At 59.7% G+C, this 18,215-nt stretch carries 14 protein-coding genes; 2 read left to right on the top strand and 12 right to left on the bottom strand.

Features of this window, described 5'->3' with window-relative positions; translation table 11 throughout:
- Positions 1–30 precede the first annotated feature (30 nt).
- The 3 genes from BW33_RS22640 to BW33_RS22630 form a co-directional block, all read right to left on the bottom strand.
- Positions 31–840, bottom strand: a complete 810-nt coding sequence (locus BW33_RS22640) for a putative RNA methyltransferase (protein ID WP_047601313.1) — start codon at positions 838–840, stop codon at positions 31–33.
- Complete coding sequence (dapE, locus tag BW33_RS22635) at positions 840–1,991, bottom strand: succinyl-diaminopimelate desuccinylase (protein ID WP_047601312.1); 1,152 nt, start codon at positions 1,989–1,991, stop codon at positions 840–842. The genes BW33_RS22640 and dapE overlap by 1 nt, the downstream gene beginning before the upstream one ends.
- 205 nt (positions 1,992–2,196) lie before the next feature.
- Positions 2,197–4,785, bottom strand: coding sequence for a glycosyltransferase (locus tag BW33_RS22630; protein ID WP_047601311.1), 2,589 nt, complete (start codon positions 4,783–4,785; stop codon positions 2,197–2,199).
- Between the two features lie 381 nt (positions 4,786–5,166).
- Here BW33_RS22630 and tcdA point away from each other — a divergent pair, with 381 nt between their 5' ends.
- Complete coding sequence (tcdA, locus tag BW33_RS22625; protein WP_003222099.1) at positions 5,167–5,985, top strand: tRNA cyclic N6-threonylcarbamoyladenosine(37) synthase TcdA; 819 nt, start codon at positions 5,167–5,169, stop codon at positions 5,983–5,985.
- A 126-nt stretch (positions 5,986–6,111) separates the two neighbouring features.
- On the opposite strand, the gene BW33_RS22620 is transcribed toward tcdA, so the two are convergent.
- The 4 genes from BW33_RS22620 to BW33_RS22605 all read right to left on the bottom strand — a co-directional run bounded on the left by BW33_RS22620 (position 6,112) and on the right by BW33_RS22605 (position 9,282).
- Positions 6,112–6,522 (bottom strand): SufE family protein, encoded by a 411-nt coding sequence (locus tag BW33_RS22620; protein ID WP_047601309.1) that lies wholly within the window; start codon positions 6,520–6,522, stop codon positions 6,112–6,114.
- Positions 6,519–7,724 (bottom strand): aminotransferase class V-fold PLP-dependent enzyme, encoded by a 1,206-nt coding sequence (locus BW33_RS22615; protein ID WP_047601308.1) that lies wholly within the window; start codon positions 7,722–7,724, stop codon positions 6,519–6,521. Before BW33_RS22615 ends, BW33_RS22620 begins: the two co-directional genes overlap by 4 nt.
- 128 nt (positions 7,725–7,852) lie before the next feature.
- Complete coding sequence (gene dapD, locus BW33_RS22610; RefSeq protein WP_047601307.1) at positions 7,853–8,887, bottom strand: 2,3,4,5-tetrahydropyridine-2,6-dicarboxylate N-succinyltransferase; 1,035 nt, start codon at positions 8,885–8,887, stop codon at positions 7,853–7,855.
- A 32-nt stretch (positions 8,888–8,919) separates the two neighbouring features.
- On the bottom strand, positions 8,920–9,282 hold the full coding sequence (locus BW33_RS22605) for an ArsC family reductase (protein ID WP_047601306.1): 363 nt from the start codon (positions 9,280–9,282) through the stop codon (positions 8,920–8,922).
- A 279-nt stretch (positions 9,283–9,561) separates the two neighbouring features.
- On the opposite strand from BW33_RS22605, the gene BW33_RS22600 reads away from it, so the two are divergent.
- Positions 9,562–11,193: a Na+/H+ antiporter gene (locus BW33_RS22600; RefSeq protein WP_047601304.1), complete on the top strand. Its 1,632-nt coding sequence runs from the start codon at positions 9,562–9,564 to the stop codon at positions 11,191–11,193.
- A 20-nt stretch (positions 11,194–11,213) separates the two neighbouring features.
- Here BW33_RS22600 and BW33_RS22595 read toward each other — a convergent pair whose 3' ends face one another.
- From BW33_RS22595 to BW33_RS22575, 5 genes are all read right to left on the bottom strand, one after another.
- The gene (locus BW33_RS22595; protein WP_047601302.1) at positions 11,214–11,864 is read right to left on the bottom strand and encodes a hypothetical protein; all 651 of its coding nucleotides are present in this window, start codon (positions 11,862–11,864) and stop codon (positions 11,214–11,216) included.
- A 397-nt stretch (positions 11,865–12,261) separates the two neighbouring features.
- The gene (locus BW33_RS22590) at positions 12,262–12,936 is read right to left on the bottom strand and encodes a M12 family metallopeptidase (RefSeq protein ID WP_052032742.1); all 675 of its coding nucleotides are present in this window, start codon (positions 12,934–12,936) and stop codon (positions 12,262–12,264) included.
- A gap of 279 nt (positions 12,937–13,215) precedes the next feature.
- Positions 13,216–13,908, bottom strand: coding sequence for a M12 family metallopeptidase (locus BW33_RS22585; RefSeq protein ID WP_047601301.1), 693 nt, complete (start codon positions 13,906–13,908; stop codon positions 13,216–13,218).
- Between the two features lie 162 nt (positions 13,909–14,070).
- Positions 14,071–15,270, bottom strand: coding sequence for a succinyldiaminopimelate transaminase (dapC, locus tag BW33_RS22580; RefSeq protein WP_047601300.1), 1,200 nt, complete (start codon positions 15,268–15,270; stop codon positions 14,071–14,073).
- 210 nt (positions 15,271–15,480) lie between these two features.
- Complete coding sequence (locus BW33_RS22575) at positions 15,481–18,183, bottom strand: [protein-PII] uridylyltransferase (RefSeq protein WP_047601299.1); 2,703 nt, start codon at positions 18,181–18,183, stop codon at positions 15,481–15,483.
- Between the last annotated feature and the right edge of the window lie 32 nt (positions 18,184–18,215).

Raw genomic sequence — 18,215 nt, 5'->3', positions numbered from 1 at the left:
CGGCCGCGGGCACTTGCCCGAGACCAAAAGTTATTGAAGAACGAAATAATCGTAGCGCATCGACACGGTGGTCACGAACGGCTCGGCCTGCTCGATCACTGCGGCGCGGCGTTCGGCACTGGCGCGCCAGCCGTGGGGCGTCATCGCCAACAGGTGGGCGCGATCCTCGGGCTTGTCCAGCGTCAGTTGGAATTCCAGGGTTTCACTGTGCGCCAGCGCCATGCCTTCGGGCACTAATGCCAGATGCTTGTCGTCGGTGTACTCACGCACTTCGTCGTACAGACGTTCGCGCAGCTCCATCAGGTGGCCGCTGGTCGGTCCGACCTTCATCAGGCCGCCGCCGACGCTGAGCAGACGCTTGGCCTCTTCCCAGTCCAGAGGACTGAAAACGCTGGCGAGAAACTGGCAACTGCCCGACGCCAATGGCACGCGGGCCATGCTGGCGATCAACCAGGTGATTGCCGGATTGCGCTTGCAGGCGCGTTTCACCGCCTCGCGGGAGATGTCCAGCGCGTAGCCATCGGCGTCCGGCAGGGCATCGGCGATCTGTGCGGTGTAGTAACCCTCACCGCAACCGATATCGACCCAGCGTGCCGGCGCATAACTCGCCGCCAGCTCGGCCAGACGCTTGGCCACCGGCGCGTAATGCCCGGCGTTCAAGAAGTCGCGGCGCGCCTCGACCATCGCCTGATTATCACCAGGATCACGGCTGTTCTTGTGCTGCACCGGCAACAGGTTCAGGTAACCCTGACGCGCACGGTCGAAGCGGTGGCCGGCGGGGCAGACCACGCCGTTGTCGACGCTGTTCAGCGGTTCACTGCAGATCGGGCACGCGAGCATCAGGCGAGCAACTTGATCAGGGTCTGGTAGTAGATCTCGGTCAGCACGTCGAGATCGGCCGCCAGCACGCGCTCGTTGACCTGGTGAATGGTCGCGTTGACCGGGCCCAGCTCAACTACTTGCGTGCCCATGGTCGCGATGAAGCGGCCATCGGAGGTACCGCCGCTGGTCGACGCCTTGGTCTCGCGGCCGGTGATGTCCTTGATGCTCGACGACACCGCGTCGAGCAGTGCGCCCGGCTCGGTGAGGAACGGCAGGCCGGACAGCGCCCAGTCGATGTGCCAGTCCAGAGCGTGCTTGTCGAGGATGTCGGCCACGCGTTTCTGCAGGCCTTCGACGGTGGATTCGGTGGAGAAACGGAAGTTGAACACCGCCACCAGATCACCCGGGATCACGTTGGTCGCGCCGGTGCCGGAGTTGAGGTTGGAAATCTGGAAACTGGTCGGCGGGAAGAAATCGTTGCCGTGATCCCAGTGCTCGGCGGCCAGCTCGGCCAGCGCCGGAGCGGCGAGGTGGATCGGGTTCTTCGCCAGATGCGGGTAGGCCACGTGACCCTGCACACCGCGCACGGTGAGCTTGGCGCCCAGCGAGCCGCGACGACCGTTTTTCACCACGTCACCGACCAGCGTGGTGCTCGACGGTTCGCCGACGATGCACCAGTCCAGACGTTCCTTGCGCGCCACCAGACGTTCAACCACCGCTTTGGTGCCGTGGTGCGCCGGGCCTTCTTCATCGCTGGTGATCAGAAACGCGACCTTGCCCTTGTGGTTCGGGTAGTCGGCAACGAAACGCTCGGCGGCCACGGTCATCGACGCCAGGCTGCCTTTCATGTCCGCTGCGCCGCGACCGCAGAGCATGCCATGCTCATCGATCACCGCGTTGAACGGGTCGATCTGCCAGGCGGTCACCGGACCGGTCGGCACCACGTCGGTGTGGCCGGCGAAGCACAGCACCGGGCCGTCGTTGTTGCCGTGGGTGGCCCAGAAGTTATCCACATCTTCGATGCGCATCGGTTCGAGGGTGAAACCGGCATCGCCCAGGCGCTGCATCATCTGCTTCTGGCAATCGGCGTCGACCGGCGTCACGGACGGACGGCGGATCAGGTCGATGGCGAGTTGGAGGGTCGGCGAAAGGTCGGCGTGGGCCGTCATGTAATAACTCCGGGGTGCGCACGGTAAACCTGTAGGAGCTGCCGCAGGCTGCGATCTTTTGATTTTGTTTTTGAAAATCTACAGCGAGATCAAAGGATCGCAGCCTGCGGCAGCTCCTACAGGATGTGTTGGCATTGAAAAAGGCGACCATTCTAATGCAAAACGGCGACCCGAAGGCCGCCGTTTGACGTTCAACAATAACTGATCAAGCGGCGGCCGGTTCAGGCTCCGCCGCAGGTTTCGGCAGCGACGACAGGAACGCCATGATCAGCGCCGCGAGGTACGGCAGTGACTGCACCAGCAGCATTGCGACCCAGAAGCGCATGTCGTTGCTCGGAATGCCCTGCACCAGGTAGATCCCCAGCGCCGCGCCCCACAACAGCAGCATGATGAAGAGTTCTTCGCGAGCTTCGGAAATCGCCACCCAGAAGCCGTGGTTGTCGGCGTTTTTCGGTGTGCGGAAGAACGGAATGCTGCTGGTGAAGAAGCCGTACAGCACCGCTTTGGCGATGGTGTGCGACAACGCCAGACCGGCCAATGCCGCGCAGAACGCATCCTTGAGGTTTACGCCGACGGCGCGACGGTACAGGAAGATGATCTTGCCGACCTTGAACACGAACAGCGCCAGCGGCGGGATTGCGAAAATCAGCAGCGGCGGATCGACCCGTTGCGGCACGATGATCATCGCCGCCGACCACAGCAGCGCGCCGACGGTGAAGAAGATGTTCATACCGTCCGCGACCCACGGCAGCCAGCCCGCGAGGAAGTGGTAACGCTGGCCACGGGTCAGCTCGGTGTCCTTGCCGCGCAGCAGGCTACGGGTGTGGCGCTTGATGATCTGGATCGCGCCATAGGCCCAGCGGAAACGCTGCTTCTTGAAGTCGATAAACGTATCCGGCATCAGACCCTTGCCGTAGCTGTCGTGGTAATACGCCGCCGACAGGCCTTTTTCGAACACGCGCAGACCGAGTTCGGCGTCTTCACAGATGCACCAGTCGGCCCAGCCCAGCTCTTCCAGAACCGAGCGTCGGGTCATGGTCATGGTGCCGTGCTGAATGATCGCGTCGCGGTCGTTACGAGTGACCATGCCGATGTGGAAGAAGCCCTTGTATTCGGCGTAGCAGAGCTTCTTGAAGGTGCTTTCGTTCTGGTCGCGATAGTCCTGCGGCGACTGCACCACGGCGATTTTCGGATCGGCGAAGTGCGGCACCATGTGCTTGAGCCAGTTCGGGTGCACGCAGTAGTCGGAGTCGATCACCGCGATCACTTCGGCGTCCTTGGCGGTGTGCGGAATCAGGTAGTTCAGCGCGCCGCCCTTGAACCCGGCCAGGGGCGAGACGTGGAAGAACTTGAAGCGCGGGCCGAGGGTTGCGCAGTAGTCGCGCACCGGCTCCCAGACGGCCGGGTCTTTGGTGTTGTTGTCGATGATCAGGACTTCATAGTCCGGGTAATCGAGGGCGGCCAGGGCATCAAGGGTCTGTTTGACCATCTCCGGCGGCTCGTTGTAGCAAGGGACGTGGATCGAGACTTTCGGCCTGTAGTCCGAGTCGCCCACCACCGGCAGGAATTCACGCCGGCGCTTGTGGGTCCAGACCGCCTCGGCCAGTTCATGCGCCTCGGTCAGCAACACGATGAACACCCCGAGCGCACCCAGCGCCAGCAGGAAACCGACCGTCAGGCTGAACCACGTGCTGTATTGCTGGCTGTAGTCGTAACCGATCCACACCAGCACCGAACCGCAAAGGAACGCGATAAAGGTCAGGAAGGTGCGGCCACGCTGGCGCAGGGCCGAGCCGTCGATCATCAGCAGGGTCAGCGACAGCAGCGCCAGCACCACCGAACCGATGGCCAGCACGCGCCATTGCGGGATGGCGACGACCGGGCCTTCGAAGTTGAATTTCTGCTGGCGCGCGGCGTTGAACACGCCCCAGTAAGCGCCCACCGAACCTTCGTCACTGGCCTTCCACGGCTGGTCGAACGCTTCGATCACGAAGTAGTTGAAGCCCTGACGGTTGAGTTTGTTGACCAGGGTGCGCAGGTAGATCGCCTGATCCGCCGGCGATGCATCGGCGCCACCGCGCATGCGACCGTTGCTCGGCCAGCCGACTTCGGACAGCAGCAGCGGCTTTTTCGGGAACAGCTTTTTCAGGTCGCGGGCGCGGTCGAAGACGAATTGACCGGCCTTGTCGACGGGGATGAATTCCCAGTACGGCAGGACGTGCGCAGCGATCAGGTCAACATGCTTGGCCAGTTCCGGGTGTTCTTCCCAGACGTGCCACTGCTCGGAGGTGGTCACCGGCACTTTCACCGCTGCGCGCACGCGATCCAGCAGCACGCTCAGTTGCTCGGCAGTGATTTCCTTGCGGAAGATCGCTTCGTTACCGACCACCACGCGAACCACGCTGCGTGAGGTGTTGGCCAGTTCGATGGCGCGCTGGATTTCCCGCTCGTTGCGTTCCTGATCGGGGCTGATCCAGATCCCGAGGGTCACGCGCAGACCGAACTCTTCCGCCAGTTTCGGGATGTCCTGCAGCGAACCGTCGACCGAGTAGATGCGGATGTTGTCCGTCAGCTTGCTCATGATCTCCAGGTCACGGCGCATTTCATCGTCAGTCGGATACTGATCCTTCTGCGGGAATTGGCCCTGCTGGAATGGCGAATAAGAGAAACCGGAGATCTGCTCCGGCCAGTTGGGCGCGGAGACCGGGCGGTTGATCAGCGCCCAGAAACCGGTGAACAGGGCGGCGATTGCCAGAACCACCACCAGGTTGAGACCAAATTTACGCGATGACATAGCTATTTCGGGTTCCAAAGGCTGTGGAACGAAGGAACGGGTCGGCTTACGCCAAAAGGGCGCGAATCCTACACCGGCAGTTCACTGCTCGTACACCGGGCAGGAAAATGCCCGACATTGGGCAGTCCAACCTGATTTAAGTTCTTTAGTAACAGCTTGTAAGAGAAAACTTTGTTGTTTAGTTATAGCAATTCCCCGTGGCGAGGGAGCTTGCTCCCGCTGGACTGCGAAGCAGGCCGCTTTCAAAGGGCCGCTTCGCGACCCGGCGGGAGCAAGCTCCCTCGCCACAAGGTTTGTGCAAACGGCTGCGTTCACCGTTCATAGCATCAAAGATGCTCTTGTCCGCCGACGGCCCTATAATGCGCGCCGGTTTTTGGGGTAATGGTCATGAGTACAGAAGATCCGCGGTTTGCAGGCATCGCCCGTTTGTATGGCATCGAGGGCCTTGAGCGTCTGCGTGCGGCCCATGTGGCGATTGTCGGCGTTGGTGGCGTCGGCTCCTGGGCGGCGGAAGCCATGGCCCGCTGTGGCGTCGGTGAGATTTCGCTGTTCGACCTCGACGACGTCTGTGTCAGCAACGCCAACCGCCAGTTGCATGCGCTGGACAGCACCGTCGGCAAGCCCAAGGTCGAAGTGATGGCCGAGCGCCTGCGCGGGATCAACCCGGATTGCACGGTGCATGCGGTGGCGGATTTCGTTACCCGCGACACCATGGCCGAGTACATCACGCCGAACATCGACTGCGTGATCGACTGCATCGACGCGGTCAACGCCAAGGCTGCGCTGATCGCCTGGTGCAAACGGCGCAAGATTCAGATCATCACCACCGGCGGTGCGGGCGGGCAGATCGATCCGACGCTGATTCAGGTGTGCGACCTCAACCGTACCTTCAACGATCCACTGGCCTCGAAAGTGCGTTCGACGTTGCGTCGCGACTATGGCTTCTCGCGCACCGTGACCCGCCATTACAGCGTGCCGTGTGTGTTTTCCACCGAACAACTGCGCTATCCGAAACCGGACGGCAGCATCTGTTTGCAGAAGAGTTTTGTCGGCGACGGGGTGAAGCTCGACTGCGCCGGCGGGTTTGGCGCGGTGATGATGGTCACGGCGACGTTCGGCATGGTCGCGGCGACCAAGGCGGTGGACAAGATTGTGGCGGGTGTGCGGCGCCCGGCGGACCGAGTAAAACCTCAGGTTTGATGCCGGGGCTGAGGGCCTCATCGCGAGCAGGCTCACGTATTCCCCTGTAGGAGCTGCCGCAGGCTGCGATCTTTTGATCCTGATTTGAAAAAAACAAAATCAAAAGATCGCAGCCTGCGGCAGCTCCTACAGGGTGGCGGCCAACTCATTCATCCGCTGGAGCACGGCATTCAAGCCATTGCTGCGCGATGGCGATAGCTGGCGGGAAAGGCCGAGTTGACTGAACCAGTCTGGCAAGTCCACCTGCTGCAACTCGATGGCAGACAAACCGTTGACCCGCAACAGCAGCAACGCCACCAACCCGCGAATCATCCGTGCATCGCTGGCAGCGCTGAACTGCCATTGGCCGTCCTGCAACTCACCCACCAGCCACATTTGACTCTCACAGCCATGCACGCGGTTGGCTTCGCATTTGTCCGCGTCATCCAGCGGTGGCAGACGATCGCCAAACTGCATCAGCAACCGCGCCCGTTGTTCCCAACCGGCGGCATTCTGAAAGGTCTGCAGCGCTTCGGCGGCAGCGAGCGGCAGGCTCATCGCAACAACTCCAGGGCCTGATCCAGCGCGTCAAAGAAACGCTCCAGATCCTCGGAATCGTTGTACAGCGCCAGCGACACACGAATGGCGCCGGCCAGCTCCAGGCTTTTCAGCAACGGCATGGCGCAGTGATGCCCGGCGCGCACGGCGATGCCTTGCTCGGTCAGCAGGTGCGCCAGATCGGCGTTGTGCACACCCTCGACGACAAAACTCGCCAGCGCCAATTGTGGCTTGCCCAGCAGACGAATGCCGTTGCGCGCGGCCAGGCCTTGCAGCAGGTAGGCGTGCAGCGCCGCTTCGTGGGCCGACACCGCGTCCTGATCCAGCCTGGCCAGATAATCGAGGGTCGCGCCGAGGCCGATCACGCTGGCGATCGGCGGCGTGCCCGCCTCGAAACCCAGCGGGGCAGGGCGGAAGCGTGAATCGTGATAATTGGCTTCCAGCACCATTTCGCCGCCGAACTGCCACGGCTGCAGTTGCTCAAGTGCGGTGTTGCGCCCGAACAGCACGCCGAGGCCATCGGGGCCGTACAGCTTGTGGCTGGAAAACACATAGAAGTCACAGCCCAGCGCCTGCACATCGTGGCGACCATGCACCACACCCTGGGCGCCATCGACCACGGTCAGCGCGTTGTGCGCCTTGGCCATCGCCAACAGCGCCGGCAACGGTTGCCAGGCACCGAGCACGTTGGACAGCTGACTGACCGCCAGCAAGCGAGTGCGTGGGGTGATTAGACGCACAGCCGTGCCGAGGTCGATCACGCCGTCGGCGTCCAGCGGCAGGATCACCAGTTTCAGCTCGCGACGCTGCGCCAGTTGCTGCCACGGCAGCAGGTTGGCGTGATGCTCCAGGGCGCTGATGACAATTTCATCGCCCGGTTGGAAAAGATGTTCCAGGCCATAGGCCAGAAGATTCAGCGCACTGGTGGCGCCGTGGGTGAAGATGATCTGCCCGCTGTCACCGGCATTCAGCCACTGGGCAACCTTGAGCCGACTGTCTTCGAACGCCTGCGTCGCGTGGGCGCCGGGCAGATGCTGTGCACGATGCACATTGGCCGCGCCGTTGGCGTAATAATGCGTCAGTGCGTCGAGCAGGGCCTGGGGTTTTTGCGTGGTGGCGGCGTTGTCCAGATAGGTCTGGTCTTGCCGTTGCAGGGCGGCGATGGCCGGAAAATCGGCGCGCCACGGGGAGGGAATCATCATGGGTTCAGCCCTGTGAACTTGGGCGGGGTGTACACAAGACACAGTGGGAGCTAGCCTGCTCGCGAAGCTTTTTGCGACCTCAAGGACGCCTTCGCGAGCAGGCTCGCTCCCACAAGTGCCTGCGGCACTTAGTTGTGAGCGTGCAGCGCTTCGTTCAGTTCGATCGCCGATTTGTGGGTCTTGCATTCCACGGCACCGGTTTCCGAGTTGCGACGGAACAGCAGGTCGGTCTGACCGGCCAACTCACGCGCCTTCACAACTTTGACCAGGTTGTTGTGCTCGTCCAGCAGCGCGACTTTGGTGCCGGCGGTCACGTACAGGCCCGACTCGACGGTGTTGCGGTCGCCCAACGGGATACCGATACCGGCGTTGGCGCCGATCAGGCAGCCTTCGCCAACCTTGATCACGATGTTGCCGCCACCCGACAGGGTGCCCATGGTCGAGCAGCCGCCGCCCAGGTCCGAACCCTTGCCGACGAATACGCCAGCGGAAACGCGGCCTTCGATCATGCCCGGGCCTTCGGTGCCGGCGTTGAAGTTGATGAAACCTTCGTGCATCACGGTGGTGCCTTCGCCCACGTACGCACCCAGACGCAGACGTGCCGCGTCAGCGATACGCACGCCGGCCGGTACCACGTAGTCGGTCATTTTCGGGAACTTGTCCACCGAGAACACTTCCAGCAGCTCGCCGCGCAGACGGGCTTCGAGTTGCAGTTCGGCCAGTTCGCTCAGGTCGATCGCGCCCTGGCTGGTCCAGGCAACGTTCGGCAGCAGCGGGAAGATCCCGGCCAGGCTTACGCCGTGCGGTTTGACCAGACGATGCGACAGCAGGTGCAGCTTGAGGTACGCCTCAGGCGTCGAGGTCAGCTGTGCGTCTTCGGCCAGCAGAGTGGCGACCAGCGGCTTGTGGCTCTCGGCCAGACGGGTCAGCAGTTTGCCTTGAACGGCGTCGATGCCTTTGACCGCTTCAGCCAGTTGCGCAGCCTGCGCGGTGGTGAACGTGATGGCCTGGTTGCCTTCGGTGTAGCCGAGGATCGGCGCAACGGCGGCGACCAGTTCGGTCGACGGGTTGAGCAGCGGCTGGGCGTAGAACACTTCCAGCCAGGCGCCTTGACGGTTTTGCGTGCCGACACCAAAGGCGATGCTGAACAGAGAGTTGGACATGTGAATACCTCTAGCAATAAGTGACGGGCTGCTTACTTGAGCGCGGCCGCGTAGATGTCTGGCTTGAAGCCAATCAGGGTTCGGTCACCGAGATCGAGCACCGGGCGCTTGATCATCGAGGGTTGAGCGAGCATCAGTTCGATGGCTTTCGACTGGTCGAGATCGGCTTTACGTTCGTCGTCGAGTTTGCGAAAGGTCGTGCCTGCACGGTTCAACACCGTTTGCCAGCCGTGCTCGTCACACCATCGGGTCAGGTGCTCACGGTCGATACCGGCGGTTTTGTAGTCGTGGAAGTCGTAGCTGACAGCGTGTTCATCGAGCCAGGTGCGCGCCTTCTTCATGGTGTCGCAGGCTTTGATGCCGAAAAGGTGCAACGTTTTACTTGAAACGGTCAAGGAATCGCCCCCTTTACAGGTGCTGGAAAAAAATGGTGTCGGATTATGCCATGACCAAAGCGTTTCGGGCGCCCGGCTTCATTACCCTGCACAAATCCCTGTAGGAGCTGTCGAGTGAAACGAGGCTGCGATCTGTTGATTTTGTTTTTAAACATCAAAAGATCGCAGCGTGCCGCAGCTCCTACATAGGGCGTGTGCGACATAGGTGCAAACGCCAGACGCATCCTAAGCGGCTAATATGGCAGTTCAACGCTGCCGATTGTCTGAGATTTCCGCTTTATGCAAACCGCTTATACCGTCCTGATCCTGCTGATGCTGGTCAGCGTCTCCCGGCTGGTCGGACGGGTCATCCCGCTGCCACTGCCCCTCGTGCAAATCGCCGCCGGTGCCTTGCTGGCCTGGCCGACACTGGGCCTGCACGTCGCGCTGGACCCCGAATTGTTCCTGTTTCTGTTCCTGCCGCCGCTGCTGTTTTCCGACGGCTGGCGCATGCCCAAGCGCGAGTTCTGGCACTTACGTGGACCGATCCTGACGCTGGCGGTCGGTCTGGTGTTGTTCACGGTGGTTGGCGCCGGGTACTTCATTCACTGGCTGCTGCCGAGCATTCCGCTGCCGGTGGCCTTCGCGCTGGCCGCCGTGTTGTCGCCGACCGATGCCGTGGCTGTTTCGGCGATCTCGCAGAACCGCTTGCCGACGCCGCTGATGCACATCCTGCAAGGCGAAGCATTGATGAACGATGCCTCGGGTCTGGTGACGTTCAAGTTTGCCTTGGTGGCGGCGGTGACCGGGGTGTTCTCGCTGGCCAATGCGAGCCTGACTTTCGTGCTGGTGGCGGTCGGGGGCTTGGCCGTCGGCGTCGCGCTGAGCTGGCTGGTCGGGCGCTTGCGCGCGTGGATGATCGCCCGTGGCTGGGACGATCCGGCCACCCACGTGGTGTTCATGTTGCTGCTGCCGTTCGCTGCTTATGTACTGGCCGAGCGCCTGGGTGCATCGGGGATTCTTTCGGCTGTCGCGGCGGGGATGATGCAGAGCTGGCTTGATCTGCTGCCGCGGCAGACCAGTACCCGGCTGCTCAATCGCAGTGTCTGGTCATTGCTCGAATTTGCCTTCAACGGTTTGATCTTCTTGCTGCTGGGCCTGCAATTGCCGGACATCATCAAGGCCGTGGTCAGCCACGAACCGACGTTGTGGCCGACGCTGCTCTATCGCGGCCTCGACGTGGTGGCGATTTTCCTCGCGCTGGTGCTGTTGCGCTTTGTCTGGGTGCAAAGCATCTGGCGTTTGTCGGTGCTGCTGCGACGGCTGCGCGGCAAGGGTGACCTGACGCAAGTGCCGACCGCGCGATCCTGCTGGTTGCTGACCGTCGGCGGAGTGCGTGGGGCGGTTACGCTGGCCGGTGTGATGTCGGTGCCGATGTTGATGGGGGCCGAGGCGTTCCCCGAGCGTGATCTGCTGATCTTCATCGCCGCCGGGGTGATTCTGTTGTCGCTGATTTGTGCCTGTATCGCCTTGCCGTTGCTGCTGCGTGGCATCGAGAAAAGCCCGGACGACAAGCGTCGCCAGGAAGTGCGCGATGCCTGGCGCAAGACTGCCGAAGCGGCGATCCATGCGCTGGAAACCGAAGAGGTCGGCCCGCAGGATGCTGCGCAGGCCGCGCTCTCGGCGGAACTCAAGGCACGAATCATGTCCGAGTATCGTCATCAGCTCGACGTCTTCAACGATTCCGCCGAAGCCCAGGCGCTGGCGTTCCAGATGGATCTGCTGGAACGCCGTCTGCGTTTGAAGGCGCTGCGGGCGCAGCGTCTGGAGTTGTATAGCCTCAGTCGTCACCATCAGATTGGTGATGACGTGTTGCGCGAAGTTTTGGCAGACCTGGATTTAAGCGAGGCGAATCTGGGGCAGGTCAAATAGTTATTCGCTGTTGAATGACCTTACTGGCTCGTTTCTGCCGGATAGGGATAGGCCTTCGCCATGAAGGCTTTATCCTTATCGCTTAGACTCAAATTTAAAAAGTTCTGAAAGTCGCCTTTTGTCCAGGACTGATAAATGACGTAGTGCATGATCGATTTTCGGTCGTACTCCGAATAAATGCTTTCGCTGGGGTCTGCACGATCCAGATACCATTGGTGCAGTCTTTCACGCGTCACTCTGGCTTGAGAGTCATCATCTTCCGGGTTTTCGGTGATTCCGAATTGTGCGTAGATGGCCGGCTTGTCCCAGGGAATATCTGCCGTGGGATTGGTCTGTTCATGCTCCGCGCCCAGCATGTGACCGAATTCATGCATGGCATTGGCTGCGAAGTAACGTGCCTGACCTGGATGGGGCCAGAGTTTCATGGTCGGCTCATCGGGATGTAACAGAGCATCCGTGCCGATCAGGGAGGAAAACGTGCCTTCCTCACTGAGTATGCGGATGTCGCCCACTTCACCCTCGACGAAATCGAACTTCAAGTTGATGTGCGGCAACCAGTTGCTGGCAGCGGTGATGGTCGCGTCCTTGAATGCCTGCGTGCCGTTGAGGAAGGCGATGCGAAGTGTGCTGCCGGGAGTCCAGAATTTTGCCGGATTGTTTTTAGCCCACATTGTTCTGAGTCTCCCGAGTGCATTTGATGTTGCGCGAGAAGAGTGCAGTTTCGATTTTTTTGCCTGGCTGAAGCCGGATTAGGTGCATAGCTGAACATCCATGTTTTAATTTTTCGGATTTAACTTGTCGAGTTGCTTGTTGTTTCCGACAAGTCGCTTTGGGTGAAGAGTACTAGTTGCTGGGCTTGAGTAACTAAATTGAAGGTGTTTACGATTTTATGACCGGCTACGGTGCCAGCAGAACTGGCAGGGTAAAGGCGCTATGACTGGCGACTGGCGAACGTACGAATCCGCTCTGCAACCTCGACACACTCAGCCAGCGACGAACTCGATTTGAGCGAAGCCAATGTCGGCACCGTGAAGCAAGACAGTGCGGGTGTTCGAGTATTTGCCTGAGTCAGCGAGGATAAACGCTACGCGCCAAGTGTTTATCCTTTTCACTTAGCTCCATGTTTTCACCGACTTCGAATACGCCGTCAGTCAAATCCTTGTCAATCGGGTAGTGCATGATTGACTTGGAGTCGTAGGCGGTGACTGTCATGGGTTCGTTGATCTGGTTGAAGATATTCTGATCAACTGACTCTCGACTCCAGCCTTCTTCCTCCATGTAGTACTCATAAACCTTTGGCTTGTTCCATGGGATATTTATGTCCGGGTGCAGGTGTTCGTGCTGAAAACCAAGGGCATGGCCAAACTCGTGCAATACCGCGGATCTGAAAAACTCTGTATTGGGTTTGTCAGCAATGTACATGGTTGGATCTGCCGGATCGACGAGAAGCGCATCGGTCCCGATTGCCGAGCTGTTAAGACTGGCTTCGGTCTTGATGCGAATATCGGCTTTGGGGTCGCTGGTGAATACGATGCTCAGATTGATATGGCTCGCCCATTCTCGAATCACTGTTATATATTCCCAGCGATCGGCTTTTGACATGTCATCAAGAAAAGCTACAGTAAGGTTATGGAATGCTTTCCATAACCTTCTATCAAGGACGACACCCCGTAGCGAAATTCCTTGGTAGGGAGCGTTGAGATTTTTTGCGGTAAATGTTTTACAGAATCTGCTTCGGGGCATTCTTTAAATCCTTTTCAAGTGATGCGTTGGTTTGCTGGGTGATTTGGCAAAACGTCCACATGGAGTATTTTTGGTGGTTGTCTTAATCGCGAGTGACGAACGTGCGAACTGGTTCTGCAGCATCGACGCATTCAATCAAGGCACGGTGAAATAAAGCAATCGCGGTATTTGGCTGTGTCTTTAAGTATCGGATTAACGATCCTGATGTCCAGAGCGCGAGACGTTAACGTTTATCGCTTTGTTGAGCAGCTATTTACTGTTGATGATTTTTTTCGTGGTTTAACGTGGATAAATCAACCGCATGAGCTGTTTGTCTTTCTCACTGATTTCTCGATTTGTCGGGTTCTCCCAATTGCCCAGCGTCAAGCTATTGGAAACCGGATGGTGCATGATGGATTGTCGATCGTACGGCAAGTAAAGTGCATCGGCATCGTCAAAGGGTGTAAATATATTGTCGTCAACTTCGTTTCGCGACAGAGGATTTAACGGCCTGTTCTGGTAATAGTTATAAACGTTTTCTTTGTTCCAGGGGATTTGCGCCTTGGGGTGCTGGTGTTCGTGCATCGCGCCCAGTGCGTGGCCAAACTCGTGAATGACGACCGTCTCGAAGTCTTCGTGTTCGGGGGCGATGCCAAGGTTCATGGTGGGCGAATCAGGAAAGATATCCAGTGCGTCGTTGCCCAGAAATGAACTGTTCACAACGCCCTCGGTAGCGATTCGGATGTCACCCTCTACGCCCTCGACAAACTCAAACTTCAAGCTGATATAAGGAAGCCATTTTTCGGCGGCGGCAATGATGTTCTTTTTGTGCTCAGAAGTTGGGTTATCCATGAAAGCTATTTTCAGCGTGTGTCGGCTTGGCCATAGTTTGGCATAGTGCACTAAAGAGCGTTTTTGTCGGCGGTTGTTAATGTCTTTGGGGTTTGGTTCTTTAGACGGTTTTTGAAGCGTGCAGTAATGAAAGGTGTCCATGGTTATCTTTCTCCTTGATATGTTTTTTTGGTTGTTTTACGCATGCAAAAGATCACTGCGCAAGATTAAACTTCGGGCAGTGTCTGGAGTAGTCGTAAAGTGGTTTTAAATGTAACTTGAGGGATATGTCCGTGCCAGATGACTGGCACGGACATTAAAACGTTAACGTTGGCGGGTGATGAAGTCGCGGATCCGTTCTGCAGCTTCAACACATTCAGCCAGTGGCGCAACCAAGGCCATGCGCACTCGGCCGGCGCCTGGATTGACACCGTCTACTTCGCGCGACAGATACGAGCCTGGCACCACGGTCACGTGTTCCTGTTCGAACAGATCGCGACAGAATGCGGCATCGTCACCGGCCACGTTCGGCCACAGATAGAAGCTGCCGTCCGGGCGCTGCACGTCCATCACCGGGCTGAGGATTGCCAGCACTGCGTCGAACTTCTCGCGATACAGCGCGCGGTTGGCGCGAACGTGCACTTCGTCATTCCAGGCGGCGACGCTGGCCAGTTGGGTTTGCACCGGCATCGCGCAGCCGTGGTAGGTGCGGTACAGCAGGAAGCCCTTGAGGACGTCGGCGTCGCCCGCGACGAAACCGGAGCGCAGGCCCGGCAGGTTCGAACGTTTGGACAGGCTGTGGAACACCACGCAACGCTTGAAGTCCTTGCGACCCAGTTCGACGCAGGCGCTGAGCAGGCCCGGCGGCGGGGTCTGTTCGTCGAAGTACAGTTCGCTGTAGCACTCGTCGGCGGCGATCACGAAGTCGTATTCGTCGGCCAGAGCGATGAGTTTTTTCAGTACATCGACCGGGATCAGTGCGCCCGTCGGGTTGCCTGGCGAGCACAGAAACAGGATCTGGCAGCGTTTCCAGATCTCTGGCGACACGGCGTCGAAATCCGGGTTGAAGCCGTTTTCGTCCAGGCACGGCAGGTAGTGCGGCTTGGCCCCGGCGAGGAACGCTGCACCTTCGTAGATCTGATAGAACGGGTTCGGGCTGACTATCAGTGCATCGTCACCCCGATTGACCACGGTCTGGGTGAAGGCGAACAGCGCTTCGCGGGTACCGTTGACCGGCAGCACATTGCGCGCCGGATCAATCCAGCCGCTTGGCACGCCGAAGCGACGTTCGCACCAGCCGGCGATAGCCTCACGCAGGGCCGGGATACCGAGGGTGGTCGGATACACCGCCATCTGATCCAGATTGTTCGCCAGCGCTTCGGCGACAAAGCCTGGCGAGCGATGTTTCGGCTCGCCGATCGACAGGGCGACCGGGCGTTTGTCCGGGTTCGGGGTGACCGTGCCCAGCAGGGCGCGGAGCTTTTCGAACGGGTAGGGCTGGAGCTGGTTCAGAGCGTTGTTCATGGGGGCCTCGTTCAATGTGGAGAGAACTCCGTGGCGAGGGGATTGATCCCCGATCGGCTGCGCAGCAGTCGCAAAACCATCGCGTGCGGTGTAGCGGATGCACCGCGATTGCAGGTTTTTGGGGCCGCTTCGCAACCCATCGGGGATAAATCACCTCACCACAAAAGCCCCGGGCAGCTATATCTGCCTCCACAGGGATAGTTTGTTAATTCAAATACTGATGCGCGACAGTTTGATATCCGGTTCCTGATTGACGCTCAGTTGCTCGACGATTGCGTCCTGCAAACGGCTGCACAGCAGCGGATCGGAGAGTGGCTGGTTGTGGGCGTCGGTGATGAAGAACACGTCTTCCACGCGCTCGCCCAGGGTCGCAATCTTGGCGTTCTGCAGCGACAGGTCGAACTCGAGGAAGATCCCGCCGATCCGCGCCAGCAGGCCCGGGCGATCCGGTGCGGTCAGTTCCAGCACCGTCACCGGACGCTGCGCGTCGTTGTGGATCGTCACCTGCGGCGCGAAGGCGAAGTGCTTGAGCTGGCGCGGCACCCGGCGCTGGATGATCGTCGGGTAATCGTCGGGGTTGCGCAGGGCTTCGGTCAGGCCGTCGCGAATCTGTTTGACCCGGGCCGGGTTGTCGCCGATCGAGTCGCCGTCGGTATCGAGCACGATGTAGGTGTCGAGGGTGAACTGGCTGCTCGAAGTGATGACCCGGGCGTCGTGAATGTTCAGGTTGAGCTGGTCCATCGCGGCCACGGTTACGGCGAAGAAGTCGTGCTGGTCCGGGGCATAAATGAAGATCTGCGTGCCTCCCTCGAACTCGCGCTGGGTGGTTTCCTTGATCAGCACCAGCGGACCGCCATCGGCCGGCTGCTGCAGGATCGCATCGCTGTGCCAGGCCACGTCGCCAGCGGTGTGACGGAGGAAATAGTCATCGCCCAACTGCGCCCACAACTGCTCGACGTCGTCCGGATCAGTGCCGCCGCGCACGAGGATGTCCAGTGCCGCACTTTGGGTCTGGCGAATCTGCTCTTCGCGATCCACCGGGTTTTCCAGGCCTCGGCGCAGGGCGCGTTTGGTCTCGGTGTAAAGCTGGCGCAACAGGCTCGCGCGCCACGAATTCCACAGGGTCGGGTTGGTCGCGTTGATGTCGGCCACGGTCAGTACGTACAGGTAGTCCAGACGGGTTTCGTCGCCGACGATCTGCGCGAAATCGTGGATCACCTGTGGATCGGACAGATCCTTGCGCTGTGCGGTGGTCGACATCACCAGGTGGTTCTGCACCAACCAGACGATCAGGCGGCTGTCCCACAGGGGCAACTGATGGCGCTGGCAGAACGCTTCGGCATCGACCGCGCCGATGTCCGAGTGATCGCCATGCCGGCCCTTGCCGATGTCGTGATACAGGCCGGCCATGTAGATGAGTTCGGGCTTGGGCAGTTTGGCCATGAGCTTGGCGGCCAACGGGAATTTTTCCGACACCTGGGTGTACTGCAACTTACGCAGGTGTTTGATCAGGTTCAGCGTGTGCGCATCGACTGTATAAATGTGGAACAGGTCGTGCTGCATCTGCCCGACGATGAAACCGAACTCCGGCAGATAGCGCCCGAGGATGCCGTAGCGGTTCATCCGGCGCAGGTTGCGGTGCACGCCGATCTTGCACTTGAACAGCTCGATGAACAGGCTGGTATTGCGGATGTCATTGCGGAAGTTGTCGTCGATCAGATGACGATTTTCCCGCAGCAGGCGAATGGTATCGGCGCGCACGCCTTTGATTTCAGGCTGCTGGGCCATCAGCACGAAGATCTCGAGCATGGCGAGCGGCGTGCGGCGGAACACGTTGTCGTTACGTGCTTCGATGTAGCCGTCGTGCAGTTGAAAGCGCGAGTTGATCGGCTGCGGCGGCGCTTCGTCTTCCGGGGCGAGGATGACTTCCTCGAAATGCTGAATGATCAGGTCGCTGAGCTGGGCGATGCTCATCACCACGCGGAAATATTGCTGCATGAAGTTTTCGACGGCCTGTTTCGCGTCGTCACCTTCAAAGCCGAGCAGGCCGGCAATCGTCCGTTGATGGTCGAACAAAAGGCGATCTTCGGAGCGACCGGCGAGCATGTGCAGGGCGTAACGCACTTTCCAGAGGAATTCCTGGGACGACGCCAGCAGGGCGTTTTCGCTCTCGACCAGGAAACCTTCGCCGGCGAGGGCGCGCAGGTTCAGGGTGCCGTATTGACGCCGGGCCACCCACAGAATCGTCTGGATATCCCGCAGGCCACCGGGCGAGCCTTTGACGTTGGGTTCCAGGTTGTATTCGGTGTCGTTGTACTTGTGGTGACGGGCCTTTTGCTCAGCGCGTTTGGCCAGGAAAAACTCCTTGGCCGGCCACATGTGGGCCGTACTGGTGACATCGAGCATGCGCTGGCGCAGGCGCTCGGGGCCGCAGATGGTGCGGCTTTCCATCAGGTTGGTGACCACCGTCAGGTCGGCGCGGGCTTCTTCGGCGCATTCGTCGACCGAGCGTACGCTCTGACCGACTTCCAGGCCGATGTCCCACAGCAGCGTCAGAAAACGCTCGATGGAATCGCGAAAGACTTCGTGATCGGCGCTGTCCAGCAGGATCAGCAGGTCGATGTCGGAATAGGGGTGCAACTCACCACGGCCGTAGCCGCCGACCGCGACCAGCGCGATATCGGCGTCTTCGCTCCAGTTGAACTGCTCCCAGGCCTTTTGCAGGATATTGTCGACGAACCACGCCCGGTCTTCGATCAGCCGGCGAATGTCGCGACCACTGCGAAAACGCGTGTCGAGGACCTCGCGAGCCTGGCGGATCGCCTTTTTGAACGCCGCAATGGGACTCGCTTTCAGGGCCAGTTCAGCCTGGAACTGGCCGCGGTCGAAGAGTTCGGGATCCACCTGCGGCATCGATTGGCTTTCCTTCTATAAGGCTGGGAGCG

The sequence above is a fragment of the Pseudomonas sp. RIT288 genome (assembly GCF_000631985.1).
Lineage (GTDB): Bacteria > Pseudomonadota > Gammaproteobacteria > Pseudomonadales > Pseudomonadaceae > Aquipseudomonas.
This window is presented reverse-complemented; position numbering and strand designations above follow the sequence as displayed.

Excerpts from the sequence above, each read along its gene's own strand:
- tcdA (WP_003222099.1), top strand. The coding sequence starts at position 5,167 with ATGGTCATGAGTACAGAAGATCCGCGGTTTGCAGGCATCGCCCGTTTG.
- BW33_RS22615 (WP_047601308.1), bottom strand. The coding sequence starts at position 7,724 with ATGATGATTCCCTCCCCGTGGCGCGCCGATTTTCCGGCCATCGCCGCC.
- dapC (WP_047601300.1), bottom strand. The coding sequence starts at position 15,270 with ATGAACAACGCTCTGAACCAGCTCCAGCCCTACCCGTTCGAAAAGCTC.
- dapE (WP_047601312.1), bottom strand. The coding sequence starts at position 1,991 with ATGACGGCCCACGCCGACCTTTCGCCGACCCTCCAACTCGCCATCGAC.
- BW33_RS22600 (WP_047601304.1), top strand. The coding sequence starts at position 9,562 with ATGCAAACCGCTTATACCGTCCTGATCCTGCTGATGCTGGTCAGCGTC.
- BW33_RS22585 (WP_047601301.1), bottom strand. The coding sequence starts at position 13,908 with ATGGACACCTTTCATTACTGCACGCTTCAAAAACCGTCTAAAGAACCA.
- dapD (WP_047601307.1), bottom strand. The coding sequence starts at position 8,887 with ATGTCCAACTCTCTGTTCAGCATCGCCTTTGGTGTCGGCACGCAAAAC.
- BW33_RS22640 (WP_047601313.1), bottom strand. The coding sequence starts at position 840 with ATGCTCGCGTGCCCGATCTGCAGTGAACCGCTGAACAGCGTCGACAAC.
- BW33_RS22575 (WP_047601299.1), bottom strand. The coding sequence starts at position 18,183 with ATGCCGCAGGTGGATCCCGAACTCTTCGACCGCGGCCAGTTCCAGGCT.
- BW33_RS22620 (WP_047601309.1), bottom strand. The coding sequence starts at position 6,522 with ATGAGCCTGCCGCTCGCTGCCGCCGAAGCGCTGCAGACCTTTCAGAAT.
- BW33_RS22630 (WP_047601311.1), bottom strand. The coding sequence starts at position 4,785 with ATGTCATCGCGTAAATTTGGTCTCAACCTGGTGGTGGTTCTGGCAATC.
- BW33_RS22595 (WP_047601302.1), bottom strand. The coding sequence starts at position 11,864 with ATGTGGGCTAAAAACAATCCGGCAAAATTCTGGACTCCCGGCAGCACA.
- BW33_RS22590 (WP_052032742.1), bottom strand. The coding sequence starts at position 12,936 with ATGCCCCGAAGCAGATTCTGTAAAACATTTACCGCAAAAAATCTCAAC.